The sequence below is a fragment of the Castellaniella sp. genome (assembly GCF_041675725.1).
GTDB lineage: Bacteria > Pseudomonadota > Gammaproteobacteria > Burkholderiales > Burkholderiaceae_B > Castellaniella.
Genome location: NZ_JBAYTI010000061.1, coordinates 1 through 15245 on the forward strand (window position 1 = coordinate 1; position 15245 = coordinate 15245).

General features: G+C 65.4%; 16 protein-coding genes. 4 read left to right on the top strand and 12 right to left on the bottom strand.

Features of this window, described 5'->3' with window-relative positions; genetic code table 11:
• From WCZ84_RS11330 to ndk, 3 genes are all read right to left on the bottom strand, one after another.
• On the bottom strand, positions 1 to 312 hold a 312-nt coding region (locus WCZ84_RS11330), incomplete at its 3' end, for a helix-turn-helix domain-containing protein (protein ID WP_372686385.1).
• Entirely contained in the window at positions 309 to 1457 is a 1149-nt protein-coding gene (gene rlmN / locus WCZ84_RS11335; RefSeq protein ID WP_372686386.1) for a 23S rRNA (adenine(2503)-C(2))-methyltransferase RlmN, read from the bottom strand. The genes rlmN and WCZ84_RS11330, both read right to left, overlap by 4 nt.
• A gap of 36 nt (positions 1458 to 1493) precedes the next feature.
• Positions 1494 to 1919, bottom strand: coding sequence for a nucleoside-diphosphate kinase (ndk, locus tag WCZ84_RS11340; RefSeq protein ID WP_372686387.1), 426 nt, complete (start codon positions 1917 to 1919; stop codon positions 1494 to 1496).
• A 129-nt stretch (positions 1920 to 2048) separates the two neighbouring features.
• On the opposite strand from ndk, the gene WCZ84_RS11345 reads away from it, so the two are divergent.
• Positions 2049 to 4898: a valine--tRNA ligase gene (locus WCZ84_RS11345; RefSeq protein WP_372686388.1), complete on the top strand. Its 2850-nt coding sequence runs from the start codon at positions 2049 to 2051 to the stop codon at positions 4896 to 4898.
• Positions 4899 to 4974: 76 nt separating this feature from the next.
• Here the strand turns inward: WCZ84_RS11345 and WCZ84_RS11350 are convergent, their stop codons facing one another.
• A complete protein-coding gene (locus tag WCZ84_RS11350) occupies positions 4975 to 5172 on the bottom strand; it encodes a DUF2892 domain-containing protein (protein WP_372686389.1) in 198 nt (65 codons plus the stop codon).
• Between the two features lie 66 nt (positions 5173 to 5238).
• Positions 5239 to 5520 carry an ArsR/SmtB family transcription factor gene (locus tag WCZ84_RS11355; protein WP_372686390.1) on the bottom strand — a complete coding sequence of 94 codons (282 nt, stop codon included), beginning with the start codon at positions 5518 to 5520 and terminating at the stop codon, positions 5239 to 5241.
• 152 nt (positions 5521 to 5672) lie between these two features.
• On the opposite strand from WCZ84_RS11355, the gene WCZ84_RS11360 reads away from it, so the two are divergent.
• Complete coding sequence (locus WCZ84_RS11360) at positions 5673 to 6032, top strand: carboxymuconolactone decarboxylase family protein (RefSeq protein WP_372686391.1); 360 nt, start codon at positions 5673 to 5675, stop codon at positions 6030 to 6032.
• A 95-nt stretch (positions 6033 to 6127) separates the two neighbouring features.
• Here WCZ84_RS11360 and WCZ84_RS11365 read toward each other — a convergent pair whose 3' ends face one another.
• The 6 genes from WCZ84_RS11365 to WCZ84_RS11390 form a co-directional block, all read right to left on the bottom strand.
• A complete protein-coding gene (locus tag WCZ84_RS11365; protein ID WP_372686392.1) occupies positions 6128 to 7057 on the bottom strand; it encodes a carbohydrate kinase family protein in 930 nt (309 codons plus the stop codon).
• Between the two features lie 18 nt (positions 7058 to 7075).
• Positions 7076 to 7933, bottom strand: coding sequence for a glutathione-dependent disulfide-bond oxidoreductase (gene yghU / locus WCZ84_RS11370; protein WP_372686393.1), 858 nt, complete (start codon positions 7931 to 7933; stop codon positions 7076 to 7078).
• 143 nt (positions 7934 to 8076) lie between these two features.
• Positions 8077 to 9306, bottom strand: coding sequence for a M20/M25/M40 family metallo-hydrolase (locus WCZ84_RS11375; RefSeq protein ID WP_372686399.1), 1230 nt, complete (start codon positions 9304 to 9306; stop codon positions 8077 to 8079).
• A gap of 4 nt (positions 9307 to 9310) precedes the next feature.
• A complete protein-coding gene (gene alc, locus WCZ84_RS11380) occupies positions 9311 to 10318 on the bottom strand; it encodes an allantoicase (protein ID WP_372686400.1) in 1008 nt (335 codons plus the stop codon).
• 156 nt (positions 10319 to 10474) lie between these two features.
• Positions 10475 to 11425: an allantoinase PuuE gene (puuE, locus tag WCZ84_RS11385; protein ID WP_372686394.1), complete on the bottom strand. Its 951-nt coding sequence runs from the start codon at positions 11423 to 11425 to the stop codon at positions 10475 to 10477.
• A gap of 38 nt (positions 11426 to 11463) precedes the next feature.
• Positions 11464 to 12222, bottom strand: coding sequence for a GntR family transcriptional regulator (locus tag WCZ84_RS11390; RefSeq protein ID WP_372686395.1), 759 nt, complete (start codon positions 12220 to 12222; stop codon positions 11464 to 11466).
• A gap of 121 nt (positions 12223 to 12343) precedes the next feature.
• Here WCZ84_RS11390 and uraH point away from each other — a divergent pair, with 121 nt between their 5' ends.
• Together uraH and WCZ84_RS11400 are read left to right on the top strand one after the other, a co-directional pair.
• Positions 12344 to 12697, top strand: a complete 354-nt coding sequence (uraH, locus tag WCZ84_RS11395; protein ID WP_372686396.1) for a hydroxyisourate hydrolase — start codon at positions 12344 to 12346, stop codon at positions 12695 to 12697.
• A gap of 36 nt (positions 12698 to 12733) precedes the next feature.
• The gene (locus WCZ84_RS11400) at positions 12734 to 13954 is read left to right on the top strand and encodes a urate hydroxylase PuuD (protein ID WP_372686397.1); all 1221 of its coding nucleotides are present in this window, start codon (positions 12734 to 12736) and stop codon (positions 13952 to 13954) included.
• 15 nt (positions 13955 to 13969) lie between these two features.
• On the opposite strand, the gene WCZ84_RS11405 is transcribed toward WCZ84_RS11400, so the two are convergent.
• On the bottom strand, positions 13970 to 15088 hold the full coding sequence (locus tag WCZ84_RS11405; RefSeq protein WP_372686398.1) for a Tfp pilus assembly protein FimT/FimU: 1119 nt from the start codon (positions 15086 to 15088) through the stop codon (positions 13970 to 13972).
• Positions 15089 to 15245 lie beyond the last annotated feature (157 nt).

Sequence of the window (15245 nt, forward strand, 5' to 3'; positions counted from 1 at the left end):
AGCGGCCCCGCCAGGCGAGGCGATCTGATCGACTTCATTGAGCAGGACGAGTACCGCATCGATGTCGCCATCGAGGTAGCGCACGTAATTGCGCACCAGGCCCCGCAACGGCGCCCCCTGCGGCAGGCGCGACCATTCTTCGGCTTCGAGATGGCCAAGCTGCGCCGGCGAGTATTTGATCCGTGCCGAGACCTCGACGAGCGTCAGGCCGCGGGCTTCGCGCATGGCCCGCAGGGCATGGCCGAGCGACCGGGCGTCGGGCTGGCCCGTCGACTCGCTGTGCAGGAGATCCTGCCGGGAGGGATCATTCATGCCGTTTCCTTTTTGCGGATGATGACCCGCGCGCGGTCGGGGAGGCGTTCGGCGATGCGGGTGCGGTCTTGCACTTCGCCGGCCAGCTGGCCGCAGGCGGCCTCGATGTCGTCACCGCGTGTCTTGCGTACCGTAACCACCAGGCCGGCATCCGTCAACTGGCGCGCAAACAGACGGATCCGCTGCGGCGGCGAGCGCCGCAGCCCCGACTGGGGAAAAGGATTGAACGGGATCAGGTTGAATTTGCAGCGCACCTGCCGCGCGACGTCGACCAGCTGCCGGGCATGGGCGTCGGTGTCGTTGATGCCGTCGAGCATGATGTACTCGAAGGTGATGAAGTCACGGGGCGCGTGCTCGAGATAGCGGTTGCAGGCCGCCAGCAGTTCGGCCAGCGGGTGCTTGCGGTTGAGCGGCACCAGCCGGTCGCGCAGCTCGTCGTTGGGGGCATGCAGCGACACGGCCAGTGCAACCGGGCAGTCGGCCGCCAGCCGATCGATCATGGGCACGACCCCGGACGTGGAGACGGTGACCCGCCGCCGCGACAGGCCGTAGGCGTGATCATCGACCATGAGGCGCAGAGCGCCCAGCACCTGATCGTAATTGAGCAGGGGTTCACCCATGCCCATGAACACCACGTTGCTGACCGGGCGCGGGCTCGCGGCGGTACCTTCCAGACGCGCACCCTCTGGCGCCCGGGCCAGCGCCCGGTTGGCATGCCAGAGCTGGCCGACGATCTCGGCGGTAGTGAGGTTGCGGCTGAAGCCCTGGTAGCCGGTGGAGCAAAACGGACAGGCCACCGTGCAGCCCGCCTGGCTGGAGACGCACAAAGTGCCGCGATCGTCTTCGGGAATGTAGACGGTTTCGATTGCATTGCCGCGGCCCATGTCGAAGAGCCACTTGCGTGTGCCGTCGGCCGAATGCTTCTCGAGCTGAACGGGCGGCGCGGCCACGACGCAGTGCGCCTGGAGCAGCGCACGGAAGTCGCGCGCCAGGTCGGTCATGTCGGAAAACTGGTCGACCCCGCGCTGGTGAACCCAGCGCAGCAATTGACGGGCCCGGAACGGCTTGCCGCCCCAGCCCCGCACGAGGGCCTCGAGAGCGGCGGGCGCCAGGCCCAGCAGGTTGGTGACTTCAGGGTCGGACATGGTGATGAGAGACGGCCTGGTACAAGAGTGACGGAATCAACGGCTGCAGAGCTCGCTTTGGGCGAAGAAGAACGCAATTTCGACCGCCGCCGTTTCGGGGGCATCCGAGCCATGCACGGCATTGGCATCGATACTGTCGGCGAAATCGGCCCGAATGGTGCCGGGCGCCGCCTTCTTGGGGTCGGTGGCCCCCATGAGGTCGCGATTCTTGGCGATGGCGGACTCGCCCTCGAGCACCTGCACGAAAACCGGGCCGGAGATCATGAAATCCACCAGGTCCTTATAGAAGGGCCGCTCTTTGTGCACGGCATAGAAGCGCTCGGCCTCATCGCGGGACAGCTGTTGCAGGCGGGCGGCTACGACCTTGAGGCCGGCCTGCTCGAAGCGGGCCACGATCTGGCCGATGGCATTCTTGGCAACGGCGTCGGGCTTGATGATGGAAAGGGTGCGTTCTATGGCCATGGAGACTTCCAATAGAGTAAGTGTGAAGAAAAACAAGAAGAAATTTCAACCCTTCATTTTATCATGTGCCGATTCCCGGCCCTGCGCCTAAAATAGATGGTTTTGTCATCCCCCGAGCCCCGGCACGTCATGAGCGATACCCCTGCAGCCCTCCCCAAGAGTTTCGAACCGAGCGACATGGAATCCCACTGGTATGAAGAGTGGAATCGTCGCGGCCTGTTTGCCGGCGGCCAGCACGTGGCGCCCGCGGCATCGTACGCGGCCAAGCCATTCGCCATCCAGTTCCCGCCGCCCAACGTAACCGGCACGCTGCATATGGGCCATGCCTTCAACCAGACCATCATGGACGGCCTGGTACGCTACCATCGTATGAAGGGGGACGACACGGTGTTCATCCCGGGCACGGACCACGCCGGCATCGCGACCCAGATCGTGGTCGAGCGGCAGCTCGACGCCGAGGGCGTGTCCCGGCATGACCTGGGCCGCGAGCGGTTTCTCGACAGGGTCTGGGCCTGGAAGGAACAGTCGGGCAACACCATCACGGGGCAATTCCGCCGGCTGGGCTCGTCCTGCGATTGGTCACGCGAATACTTCACCATGGACGAGCGCCTGTCGCGCGGCGTGATCGAAGTCTTCGTGCGCCTGTACGAACAAGGCCTCATCTACCGCGGCAAGCGCCTGGTGAATTGGGATCCCGTCCTGGGCACGGCCGTGTCCGACCTCGAAGTGGTCAGCACCGAAGAGGCGGGCCATCTATGGGAAATCCGCTATCCGCTCAGCACGCCGGTCGACGGCCTGACCCACCTGGTGGTCGCCACGACCCGCCCCGAAACCCTGCTGGGCGACGTGGCGGTCATGGTCCACCCCGAAGACGCGCGTTACGCCCACCTGGTGGGTCGCACCGTGATTCTGCCCCTGGTCGGGCGCGAGCTGCCCATCATCGCCGACGAATACGTCGACCGGGACTTCGGCACCGGCGTGGTCAAGGTGACCCCTGCGCACGACTTCAACGACTATGCGGTGGGCGAGCGCCACGGGCTGCCCATGATCAGTATTCTCACGCTCGATGGCCGCATCAGCGAGGCCGCCCCAGCCGCCTACCAGGGCCTGGAGCGCGACGAAGCGCGCCGGCGGGTGGTGGCCGACCTCGAAAAGGCGGGCCAGCTGCAGGCGGTGCGCGAACACCGGATGATGGTACCCCGGGGCGATCGCACGAACAGCGCCATCGAGCCGATGCTGACCGATCAATGGTTCGTCGCCATGAGCCGACCGGCCCCGCAAGACAGCCTGCACCCGGGAAAAAGCATCACCCAGGTGGCCCTGGAAGTGGTCGATGACGGCCGCATCCGCTTCGTGCCGGACAACTGGACGACCACCTACCGGCAATGGCTGAACAACATCCAGGACTGGTGCATCTCGCGCCAGCTGTGGTGGGGGCACCAGATCCCCGCATGGCATGCCGCAGATGGCCGCATCTTTGTGGCGCGCACCGAAGACGAAGCGGTGGCGCAGGCGCGCGCGGCAGGAGTCAGCGGCCCGCTTACGCGGGATCCCGATGTCCTCGACACCTGGTTTTCGTCGGCCCTGGTGCCCTTCACGGACCTGGGCTGGCGCGAGGCCACCGAGGACCTGGCCCGCTATCTGCCGTCCGAGGTGCTCGTTACGGGCTTCGACATCATCTTCTTCTGGGTCGCCCGCATGATCATGATGAGCATGCATCACACCGGCCAGGTACCCTTTCGCACAGTCTACGTGCACGGGCTGGTGTGCGACATGGAAGGCAAGAAAATGTCCAAGTCCAAGGGCAACACGATCGACCCGGTGGACTTGATCGACGGCATCGGGCTCGAGCCCCTGATCGAGAAACGTACCTCCGGCCTGATGAACCCGAGGCAGGCGGACGCCATCCGCAAGCGCACGCGCAAGGATTACCCCGATGGCATCCCTGCGTACGGCGCCGATGCGCTGCGCTTTACCATGGCGGCCTATGCCACCCTGGGGCGCAACATCAACTTCGATCTCAAGCGCTGCGAAGGGTACCGTAATTTCTGCAATAAATTGTGGAACGCCAGCCGCTTCGTCCTGATGAATCTCGAAGGCCACGCGCCGGCCCCTGCGGTATCCGACCCGTCTCCAGGCGCCCTGTCCTATGCCGACCGCTGGATCCGCGATGGCCTGCAAGAACTGATCGGCCAGGTCGACGAAGGCTTCGAGCAATTCCGCTTCGACCAGATCGCCGACCGTTTGTACCATTTCATCTGGGACGAATACTGCGACTGGTACCTGGAGCTGGCCAAGGTGCAACTGCAGCACGGCAGCGCCACAGAGCAGGCCGCTACCCGTCGTACCTTGATCGACGTCCTCGAAACCCTGCTGCGCCTGATGCACCCCATCATGCCGTTCATTACCGAAGCGCTCTGGCAGAAGGTCTCGGTGGCCGCCGCGGTCCGCCCGGCCAGCCAACCCGCCAGCATCAGCGTACAGGCGTGGCCGCTGGCGCAGGCCGGCCAGCGCGACCCGCAGGCCGCCGAAAAAATGGCGCACTTCAAGGCCCTGACGACCGCGATCCGCGCTCTGCGCAGCGAGATGAACCTGGCGCCGGGTCAACGCGTGCCCCTGCTGGTCCGTGGGGCAGGCGCCGAGCTCGACGAACTGACGGGCGGGCTGAAGGCCCTGGCCAGGCTGGACAGCGTGCAGGCCGTCGACGCCCTGCCCGACCAGGGCGCGCCGGTGCAGGTAGTCGGCACCATCCAGTTGATGCTGGACATCCAGATCGACCTCGGGGCCGAGCGCGCCCGGCTCGACAAGGAAATCGAACGCCTGCGGGCAGAGCAGGCCCGTGCGGCCGGCAAGCTGGCCAACCCGCAGTTCGTGGCGCGCGCCCCGGCCGCCGTGGTGGCGCAGGAGCGCCAGCGGCTGGCGGAATTCGGCGCCACGCTGGCAGCGGTTCAGGCGCAGCGCCAACGGTTGGGGGGCTGAGCCCAGGCCACAACAGGGGGGCCATGGGCAACCATGGCTTGCCCGCCAGCCGCCCAGACTGGCAGGCAGCCGTACATCAGCGTGACGTTTTCAACGGGCAGGTCCGGATGCCCAGGATTGCATACAACGGGCAGAAGCGGAACAACGCCGTGGCGACTGGGATGATGCCCAGCCAGCCCCACCAGCCGATGGTGCCCATGGCGGCCAACACGATGAGCACCAGGCCCACGATCAGACGCAGAATCCGATCTATCGTACCCACATTGATTTTCATGACGGTGACTCCAGAAAGTGGCCCGCGAGATGCCAGGCCGTTTGAAAACACCCTGTGCAGGGACGCTCAAGGGCAAAAAATTTGTTTCAGAACACTGATAAGCTGAACCACGTCGGGGTCGGCGATACGATACAGCACCGTCTGTGATTCGCGCCGGCAGCTAACCAGCCCCTGGGCACGCATGCGCGCCAGATGCTGCGAGAGCGCGGACTGGCTGAGCCCCAGATGAGCCTGCAGCGCGCTGACGCAGAGTTCGCCGTGCGAGATCAGCAGACACAGGATCCACAGGCGGTTTTCATTGCCCAGCCCGCGCAGCAGCGCCGCGGCCTGGGCTACCCCCTTTTGCATGAACGTGTCGACGGAAACCGTATCCAAAATCACGACCTTATAACATTAGTTGACACTAATTTAGCATGTGCTAATATTTCACGCAATCTTTCATCGACAGTCCGGTGCTGCCGGCCGGCTGCCGCCCACCATCCCTCGTAGTGGAGCATCCCATGAAGCAAGGTTCATTCCAGACTTTGACCCAGACCATCAGCCAGAATCTCAAACCCCTGCGCAGCGGCCAGCCGCAATTGATGCAAAGTTTCGGCGCGTTGGGCAAGGCCGCCCTCGCACCCGGCGCGATCGACGCCAAAACGAAGGAGCTCATCGCCCTGGCCATTGGCGTCGCCACCCGCTGCGACGGCTGCATCGGTTACCACACCCAGGCGCTGGTGCGTCTGGGGGCCACCGAAGAAGAAGTGCAGGAAACCCTGGGCGTGGCCGTCTACATGGGGGGCGGCCCCTCGCTCATGTATTCGGCCAGCGCCGTGGCGGCCTTTCGCGAATTCAGCGAAGCGAAGCCCGATGCCTGAGTGAAGCGAAGCCCGATGCCTGAGTGAAGCGAAGCCTGACGCCTGGGTGAAGCGGCGCCCCGCGCGGACGGCGTCAGCCCGGGGCGTGCGGCGCGCTAGCCCGAACCCGGGGCCCTGAGCCCCACGGCAGGCCGCAGCGGCCCGGCCAGATTCGCCGGGATCACTTGAATGACCCGTGCCGCGCTCTGCGCAGCCTGCTCGAGCGCCGTGGCCGGGCTGGCCCCGTCGGCCCAGGCGTACACGAACGCCGAGGCATGCGCATCGCCGGCCCCGATGGTCGACACCACCTCGACCGACAGCGCCGCATGAAAGCACGCCTGTTGGCCGTCGAAATACAGCGCGCCCTGGCGACCCAGCGTCAACAGGATCGCTTGCCCGTCGCGTCGCACCAGGCGAGCGGCCAACGCCCGGGCCTGCTCGGGGGCGACCGCTTCACCATCGGCCAGGGCCTCGCCGCACAACAGCGCGGCCTCATGGGCATTGACGCACAGCAGATCCGCCTGTTGCCACAAGGGTTCGAGCGCTCCAGGCTGAGCCAGCTGCCGGGCGCCAGGGGTGATGACCAGCCGCGCCGGCGGCTTGGCCTGGCGCTTGAGCGCCTGCACCAGCCAGGCTTGCGACTCCAGCGACAGGCCCGTGACATACACCACGTCGGCTTGTTCCAGGCCGGCGAAGCCGTGTTCGCCCACCCAGGTGCTGGCGCCGCGCTGAGCGTAGGCACGCGCCGCCCCTTGCGCATCCACCATGACCACCGCCTTGCCGGTCGGCAGTTCGTGTTCGGGCATGATGGGCCGGATGTTGTAGCGCTGCAGCAAGGCTCGCAACAGGCCGCCCTCGAGATCGCCGCCCACGCAGGCGTGGACCGTCACATGCGCGCCAAGCGCCACGGCATTGAGTGCCGCATTCACGGCCCCGCCGCCCGCATACAAGCCGATGTGGTCGACGTCCTGCTTGGCACTGAGCAAAGGGCGGACCTGCGCCACAACGATATCGACGACGGCCGCGCCTATGGTCGTGAATTGCATGATCGTGCTCCGGACGGCTCAGGCTCGTGCAGGCCGGCCAGGCGGATCGAAATCGCCGGCATCGTGACGTTCCGGCAAGTGCCCATCACCCGATGTGCGGTTGACTCTGCAGCCGCGCTGCACGGCGGGGCGCTTCGCCAGCGCCCGGGCCCAGCGCAGGACATGGGTGTATTCATGCACGGACAGGAATTCGGCCGCCTCGTAGACCTCGCCCAGGACCAGGCGGCCATACCAGGGCCAGATGGCCATGTCGGCGATCGTGTAGTGCTCGCCGGCGATGAATTCGCGCTGCGCCAGCTGCTTGTCGAGCACATCCAGCTGACGCTTGGCCTCCATAGCGAAGCGATTGATGGCGTACTCGATTTTCTCGTGGGCGTAGACATAGAAATGGCCAAATCCGCCGCCCAGATACGGTGCACTGCCGACCTGCCAGAACAGCCATGACAGGCATTCGGCCCGCCCGGCTGCGTCTTGCGGCATGAAGGCGGAAAACTTCTCGGCCAAATGCAAGAGAATGGCACCAGACTCGAACACCCGCATCGGCTGGGCGCCGCTGCGGTCGAGCAAGGCCGGGATCTTGGAGTTTGGATTGAGCTCGACGAAGCCGCTGCCGAACTGGTCGCCCTCGCCGATGCGGATCAGCCAGGCATCGTATTCGGCCCCCGCATGGCCGGCGGCCAACAGCTCTTCAAACAGGATGGTGACCTTCATCCCGTTGGGCGTACCCTGCGAATACAACTGGAACGGGTGCTTGCCCAGCGGCAGGACCTGTTCACGCAGAGGCCCGGATACGGGCCGATTGATGTTCTCGAAACGCCCGCCGCTGGGTTGTTCCCATACCCAGACACGCGGCGGCTGATAGCCAGGCTGATTCATGCTGCAGGACTCCTGATGGTGCAAAAGGATCGGGCATCCATGGTACCGCAAGCCTGCCCGATCGGGGATCGCACCCATCCGATCGACCCAACATCCGAAGAGCGGGCACGGCATCCAGGCAAGTGGATGCCACGCCAGCCGGCTCAAGCGCCCAGGAAATCGGCCAGCAGGCCGGCCACCACCTTTGTGGCGCCTCGCAAATCCTCCAGCCGCACGTGCTCGTCGGCCTGCTTCGCCCGCGATTCTTCCACCGTGTGCGGCCCTGCACCATACATCACGACCGGAATGCCATGCTCCGCATACAAGCGGGCATCGGCGTACAACGGCGTGCCATGGGCCGGTATGGATTCGCCAAACACCTGCTGGGCATGGCGCTGGAGGCTGTCCACCAGGGTCTCGTGACCCGGCAGCGGACGCAGCGGACGCGCCAGCAGCAAGCGACGCACACACACGGTAATGCCCGGCAGCCCATGCACCGCCGCGGTGATGAACGCCCGAACCTGCGCCTCGACCTCGGCTGGATCCTCTTCAGGAATCAACCGGCGATCCATTTTCAAGACGACACGCCCCGGGACGACATTGGTGTGGGTGCCGCCCTCGATGCGACCCACAATCATCGTTGGACTGCCGATACCCGCCACCTTCGAGCGCACCGCCCGCAACGCGATGGCTTCACGATAGACCGCCCGCAGGATGCCGGTGGCGGCCTGGAGGGCGTCGTGGCCCGTATCGGGGGCCGATCCATGGGTGGCTTTGCCATCGACCCCCACCTCGAACTGCAGGCAACCATTGTGCGCCGTCACGACGGCATGGCTGAAGCCGGCGCAGACCGCGTAGTCGGGACGCGTCAGGCCCTGTGCCAACAAGCGGCCCGGCCCCAGGAGACCACCGAACTCTTCGTCATAGGTGAAATGCAGTTCCACCCCGCCACGCAAGGCCAGGCCGCTGGCCTCGAGGGCGCGTACGGCATGCAGATAGGTGGTGAAGTCGCTTTTGGAGACCGCGGCAGCCCGGCCATACAGGCGGCCGTCGACGATCTCGCCGCCATACGGATCGTAATGCCAGCCTTCGCCCGGCGGCACGACGTCGCCGTGGGCATTGAGCGCCAGCACCGGCCCCTTGTCGGAGTAGGTCCGCCGAATGATCAGGTTGGTGATGCGCTGCATGCCATAACGCCGTACTTCGTCGGCCGGCACGGCGTCGCGCAGCACCGCCCAGCCCCAGGACTGCACCCGCTGCGCGACCGCCTCGGCATGTGCCGCCGTATCTCCGGGCGGCGTATCCGTGGGAATTGCCACCAGCGCCTGCAACAACGCGACCTGCTCCTGGAAATGCGCATCGACCCATGCCCCCAGGCGGGCGTGCAATGACATCACGTCAGCGCACCAAGGTGCCCCAGATCCGGACCCGGCTGATGCCACCGTCTGGGAACATGTTGACGCGGACGTGCGAGACCGGTTCGCGGTAGCGGATGGCCGCTCCTTCATGGAAGTGCTGGGTATCCATCTCGGTCTTGAATGCAGCCAGGATCTCGGGCCAGAACATGGCCTGTGTCACCAGGGACTCGTCGGTGGATTCCTCGACCCGCGCGCCCTGGATCGACACCCGATCCGGATAGTTGCCCTTGAAATGCGCGGTATCGACCTCGATTTTCGCCACGATCACCGGATGGCCCAGTTCGATGATGATCCAGTCGTAGCCAGGCTCCCGCCGTCGCCGGGTCTCCCAGCCATCGCCCATGTTGACGCCACGACCGGCGGTAATCAGCGTCGTGGGCGAGCCGAAATGCGCATCGCTCCAGGCCACGATGCGCCCGCCATTGGCCAGGGCCGAGACCTCATACAGGGCATTCGGGTCGCGCTGGCCCCAATTGCAGGCCGGCTGGCCGTAGGCCCGCAGGCGGGCCACCCCGCCATCGGGGAAGATGCTCAGACGCAGGTGAGTCCAGACGCGATTATCCTGAACCCCGATGAAATGGTGTGAATCGCCCTGCAAGGAGCGGGCCGGCACGAGGATTTCCCATTGCGTGGTCTCGCTGGGTTCCCCCTCGCAGTACGCCGCGTGAATGGACGCCGCCGGCGGAAAATTGCCTGTGAAATGGCTGGTGTCCACATCCAGGCCCTTGATGGTGCCGGGCAGCCCCAGGCGGATCACGGCATGGTCGTGGCCACCGTTGCGGCGGCGGCGCGTCTCCCAGCCGTCCATCCACTTGCCATGGTCGTCGAACTTGCCCACCACGAACACTGGCGCGGCATCCTGGAGCATGCGCTGGGCCGTGGCAAAGAATTCATCGGAACAGGACAGGACCCGGGCGCCCAGTTTTTCGCTGGCCAGGTTGGGGTGGCGGGTGGCGAATGCGGGCAGATCGACTGCCGGGGCATCGATGATGGTACCTGCGGGCAAATTGCTTGCAGCCATGATGGAACACTCCAGAACCAGGGATGTATTCGGTGCATCAGCCGACGTCCCTGCAGGCGCCGGCTGGCAAGGGGCTTCGGCCCGCGGCCGAAGTCATTGATGGGACCGTTGCCAGCGTGCGGCTCAGGCTGGCGTGAAAGGGTGTTCGCGAACCCAGTGTCGCGCAATGTCGGCCCGCGTAGCCACCCAGACCCGATCGTGCTTCTGCACGTGGTCCAGGAACCGCTGCAGGCCGGCAAACCGGCCTGGCCGCCCGATCAGGCGACAGTGCAGGCCCACGGACATCATCTTGGGTTGGGCCTCGCCTTCGGCGTACAGCACGTCGAAGGCATCCCGCAGATAATGGAAAAAATGATCCGCTGTATTGAACCCCTGTGGCGAGGCAAAGCGCATGTCGTTGGTGTCGAGCGTGTACGGCACGATCAGTTGCGGGTGGCGGCGGCCCTCGCCCAGATCCACCTCGACCCAGAACGGCAGGTCATCGCCATAGTAGTCGGCATCGTAAAGGAACTGCCCGTCTTCGGCCACGATACGCAAAGTGTTCGGGCTGTCGCGACCGGTATACCAACCATCGGGATGGCGCCCCAGCAGACGGGTGACGATGTCTACGCAGCGCTGAAAATGCTCCCGCTCGACGGCTTCGGGTACGGATTGGTAATGGATCCAGCGGTATCCGTGACAGGCGACCTCGTGACCCAGTTCGACGAAGGCCCGCGCGACTTCGGGGTTGCGCTCGAGTGCCATCCCCACGCCAAATACGGTCAGCGGCAGCTGCCTGCGCTCGAACTCGCGCAAGATTCGCCAGACCCCAGCGCGCGACCCGTATTCGTAGATGGACTCCATGGACAGGTGGCGTGCCGGGTAGGCGGCGGCGCCGATGATTTCGGACAGGAACTGTTCAGACCCGGCGTCACCATGCAGGATGCTGTTCTCGCCCCCTTCTTCGTAGTTCATCACGAACTGCACCGCCACCCGCGCCTGCCCAGGCCAGTTGGCCCGTGGCGGGTTGCGGCCGTAACCGATCAGGTCGCGTGGATAGCGTGGGTCGACACGAGGCTCAAAACGGGTATTCATGACAGATCTCCGAAGAAACAGGCAGGCGCGGAGCGGATTCAGCGGCGCGGGCCAAAGGCGGCCCAAGGGTCGGGGGCCCGGGGGGCCGCGGATTCCACGCGCTGCTCGCAATCGAGCAGGTGCTGATCCATGGCGCCACGCGCACGGGCGGCATCCCGGTGTTCAAGTCGCTCGAGCAATACCCGGTGCTCATGATATGAGCACGTGCGGTCTTCGGGCTGATCACCCAGGGCGATGATGAGCGTGGTGCGGGCACACAAGCCTGCCAGCAGATCAGAGAGCTCATCGTTGCCGAGCACGCGCGCCAGTTCGACGTGAAAGGCGTTCGACAACCGCAGCCAGCTGATCCGATCACCCTGCTCGAATGCCTGCTGTTCGCGGTCGACCATCCTGTGCAGGGGCCGCAACCGTGCAGGCAGGTCGTCCAACTGCACCAGCTGATCGACGACGACGCACTCCAGCCAGCGGCGCAGGGCGAATACGTCACGGATTTCCTTTGCGGACGCCTGCCAGACGGTTGCCCCCCGGTTGGGCTCCAGCGAGACGATGCGGTCATGGGCGAGTTCGGACAAGGCTGCGCGCACCGTGCCGCGCGAGCAGTTGAAAATGTCGCATAGCCGGGCCTCGGTCAGGCGGGCGCCCGGCAACAGCCGCCGATCCATGGCGGCATCGAAGATTTCGCGATAGACGCGATCCACCTCGGAACGATCCCGGGCGCCTGGCCGGCCGCGCAGGCTGGATGCCCGAGGGGCCTGCAGCGCACCATCTGAGGCCTGCGTCGGAGGTATCTGAAGCATGGAGAAGCACCGGACAGAGGATTCACAACGGACATATTTAATTGTTGACAATTATTGTGTACCAAGTAAAAATCGTCAACATTATTTGTTCACAATATCGCCCTGACCGGCGCTTGATCCCATGGGAAAACTATCGACCCATGTCCTGGACACCGTCCACGGCGTGCCTGCACAGAACGTCAAGCTGCAGTTGTTCCGCCTGGAAGGCGCGCAGCGCACCCTGCTGCACGAAACCCGAACCAACCTGGATGGCCGCTGCGATGCCCCCCTACTGGAAGGGGCATCCTTCACGCGCGGCACGTACGAGCTGGTCTTCGAAGCCGGTGATTATTTCGCCGGCAAAGGCGTGACCCTGCCCGAGCCCCGCTTCGTAGACCAGGTGGTGCTGCGCTTCGGCATCGCGCATCCAGAACAAAACTATCACGTGCCCTTGGTCGTCACACCCTGGACCTGGTCCACGTACCGCGGCAGTTGAATTTCACCCCACGCCGGAAACCCGGGAGACACATTCATGGAAAGCTTTTTCCTCGAATACGGCAACCTGCTGCTGCGCTGGCTGCACGTGATCGCAGCCATCGCCTGGATCGGCGAATCCATTCACTTCGTGATGCTCGACCTGAGCCTGCGCCCGCCGAAGTCGGCCCACGACAAACAGCTGGGCATCGACGGCGAACTGTGGGCCGTACACGGCGGCGGCTTCTACCATCATCAAAAATACCTCACCACCCCCCCCAAACTGCCGGATGACTTGCACTGGGCGTTCTGGAAAGCCTACACCACCTGGCTGTCGGGGTTCGGCCTGTTCATCCTGCTGTACCTATTGCGTGCGGACATCTACCTGGTGAACCCGGCCAGCCCCTGGGAGTGGGCACGCCAGATGGACGGCCAGCAGGCCGGCCTGCTGGCCGTGCTGTTCCTGATCGTGGGCTACAACGTGTATTCCCGCCTGTGCCGCCTCATCAGCCCGACCGTGAACCACGACGGCTGGCTCAGCCTGGCGGTTGGCATCATGATGATCATCGTCGCCTGGCTCAGCGTGCAGATCTTCCCGGGCCGGGCCGCTTTCCTGATCACCGGGGCCCTGATGGCCACCTGCATGTCGGCCAATGTATTCTTCTGGATCATTCCCGGGCAGCGACGCATGGTCAAGGCGCTGAAGACCGGTGGAACGCCCAACCCGCTGGATGGCGCCTGGGGCAAACAGCGTTCCGTGCACAATACGTACTTCACGCTGCCCGTCATCTTCCTGATGCTCAGCAACCACTACGCGTTTACATACACGAACGCGTATGCCTGGGTCATCATGGTTCTGTTTATTTTTTCCGGCGCCCTCATCCGGCAGTATTTCGTCTTGCGCCATACGGGCAAGAACGACCTGCGTTTCCCGTTGGCCGGCATCATTCTGCTGGCCGTGATCGGCTGGCTGGCTGCCCCTTCAGCGGATTCGGGTGCCCAGGCCATGATCAACCCGGCGGCCGAGCAGGTCACGGTTGCCCGGGTGCACGGCATCGTCCAGGCCCGCTGCACCGAATGCCACTCGGCCAAACCCACCCAGCCCGGCTTTGCCGCCGCACCGGCCGGGATCCTGCTGGACACCGAACAACAGATTGTGCAACATGCCAGCCAGGTCAAAGAGGCGGTCGCCAGCCAGTACATGCCGCTGGCCAACCTGACCCAGATGACACCCGAAGAGCGCGCCCTGATCGCCCGCTGGGACGGACGGCCGGATTGAGCGGCCGGCCGCCGTTCAGCGTGGCACGCAGATGTAACCTACCGTGAGGCCTTCGCTGCTCATGGCCGCCCCCGATTCGGACACCCGCACCATCAGGTACGAAGCCGGACAGCTGCAACTGCCGGTCACCGGATTGGCGGTCGACATGCCAGCCGCGTCGGCACATCCGCGCCGGCTGTTGGCCAGGTAGCCACCGCCAGCGGGCCGCAACAGGGTGCGCCACAGGCCGCCGCGGCACTCCATCAGGCCCGGCCCCGCCCGGGCCCGACCCACGGCCCCTTCCGCCGCACAAGCCTGCCCATCGGACCAGAGGTTTTCGAGCAGCAACCCATCGGCTGCCACCAGCTGCGAACCGCTGCGTATGGTTCCCTGCACACTTGCAGGACCCTGGAAGTCAGGATCGCGGGCATCCCCCACGCGCAGGAAGTCGGCCTCATCCCCCCCTGGCACAGAAGGCCCCGAATCGGCGGGCTCGGGATCCGGCGGTGGAAGGTCGGGCGGCCCGTCGCCCGGGGGGCCGGCGCCCGCCCGGGTAACCAGCAGGGCCACAGTGCCCGCGGGAACCGAGCCGGCCCAGGCAGCCGGTACGGGCCAGCGCACCCCAGGCCCAGCGAGCACGGCCGGCTGCGCTGGCCAAGCCACCAGGCCATAGCCCTGGGCCGCCACCAGCCATTCGGCCACAAAAGCCTGATCCACTTCGCCTGTCCGCGTAAGCAGGGGCGATTGCACGTGCACCAGCCCCTGGAGCAGGCAAGGGACCTGGACACAGCCGGACGCGGGGACGACGTGCACAGCCAAGCGCCGTCCCATTGGCCCGATGGCCTGCCAGGCGGCCGGCAACAGCCCGGCCGCCTGCAGTTCCGACCACTGCGGGCTGGACCAGGTGGCAAACCCCTGGCTGGACAGGGCATCGTCTGCGGGCAAACCGGCCAGTTGGGCCCCGTACCGTTCGAGATAGGCCGACATGGCGTCGCGCGCCGCCAGCATCCAAGTGGCCAGCGAATGGGCCTGCAGATCGCGGCTGCGCTGGGCCCATTCCTGTACACCCCAGACTGCGAGTGCCAGCGTCACCGCCGTGACCAGCATCAGCTCGAGCAGGAGCGATCCTGCCTGGGAGGCCCGATCAGGTGACATGGAACTCGAACTGGTTGACGTCGCCCTTGGCACAGGCCGCTTCTGTGGCCAGGGCGCTATAGGGCGTGGACGCGTTCTTGACCGTCGCGCCCGCCCCCTGCCCCGAACCGACCGTGATGCTGTCGGCCAGCCGCTGCAGCACCGAGGCGATGGACGG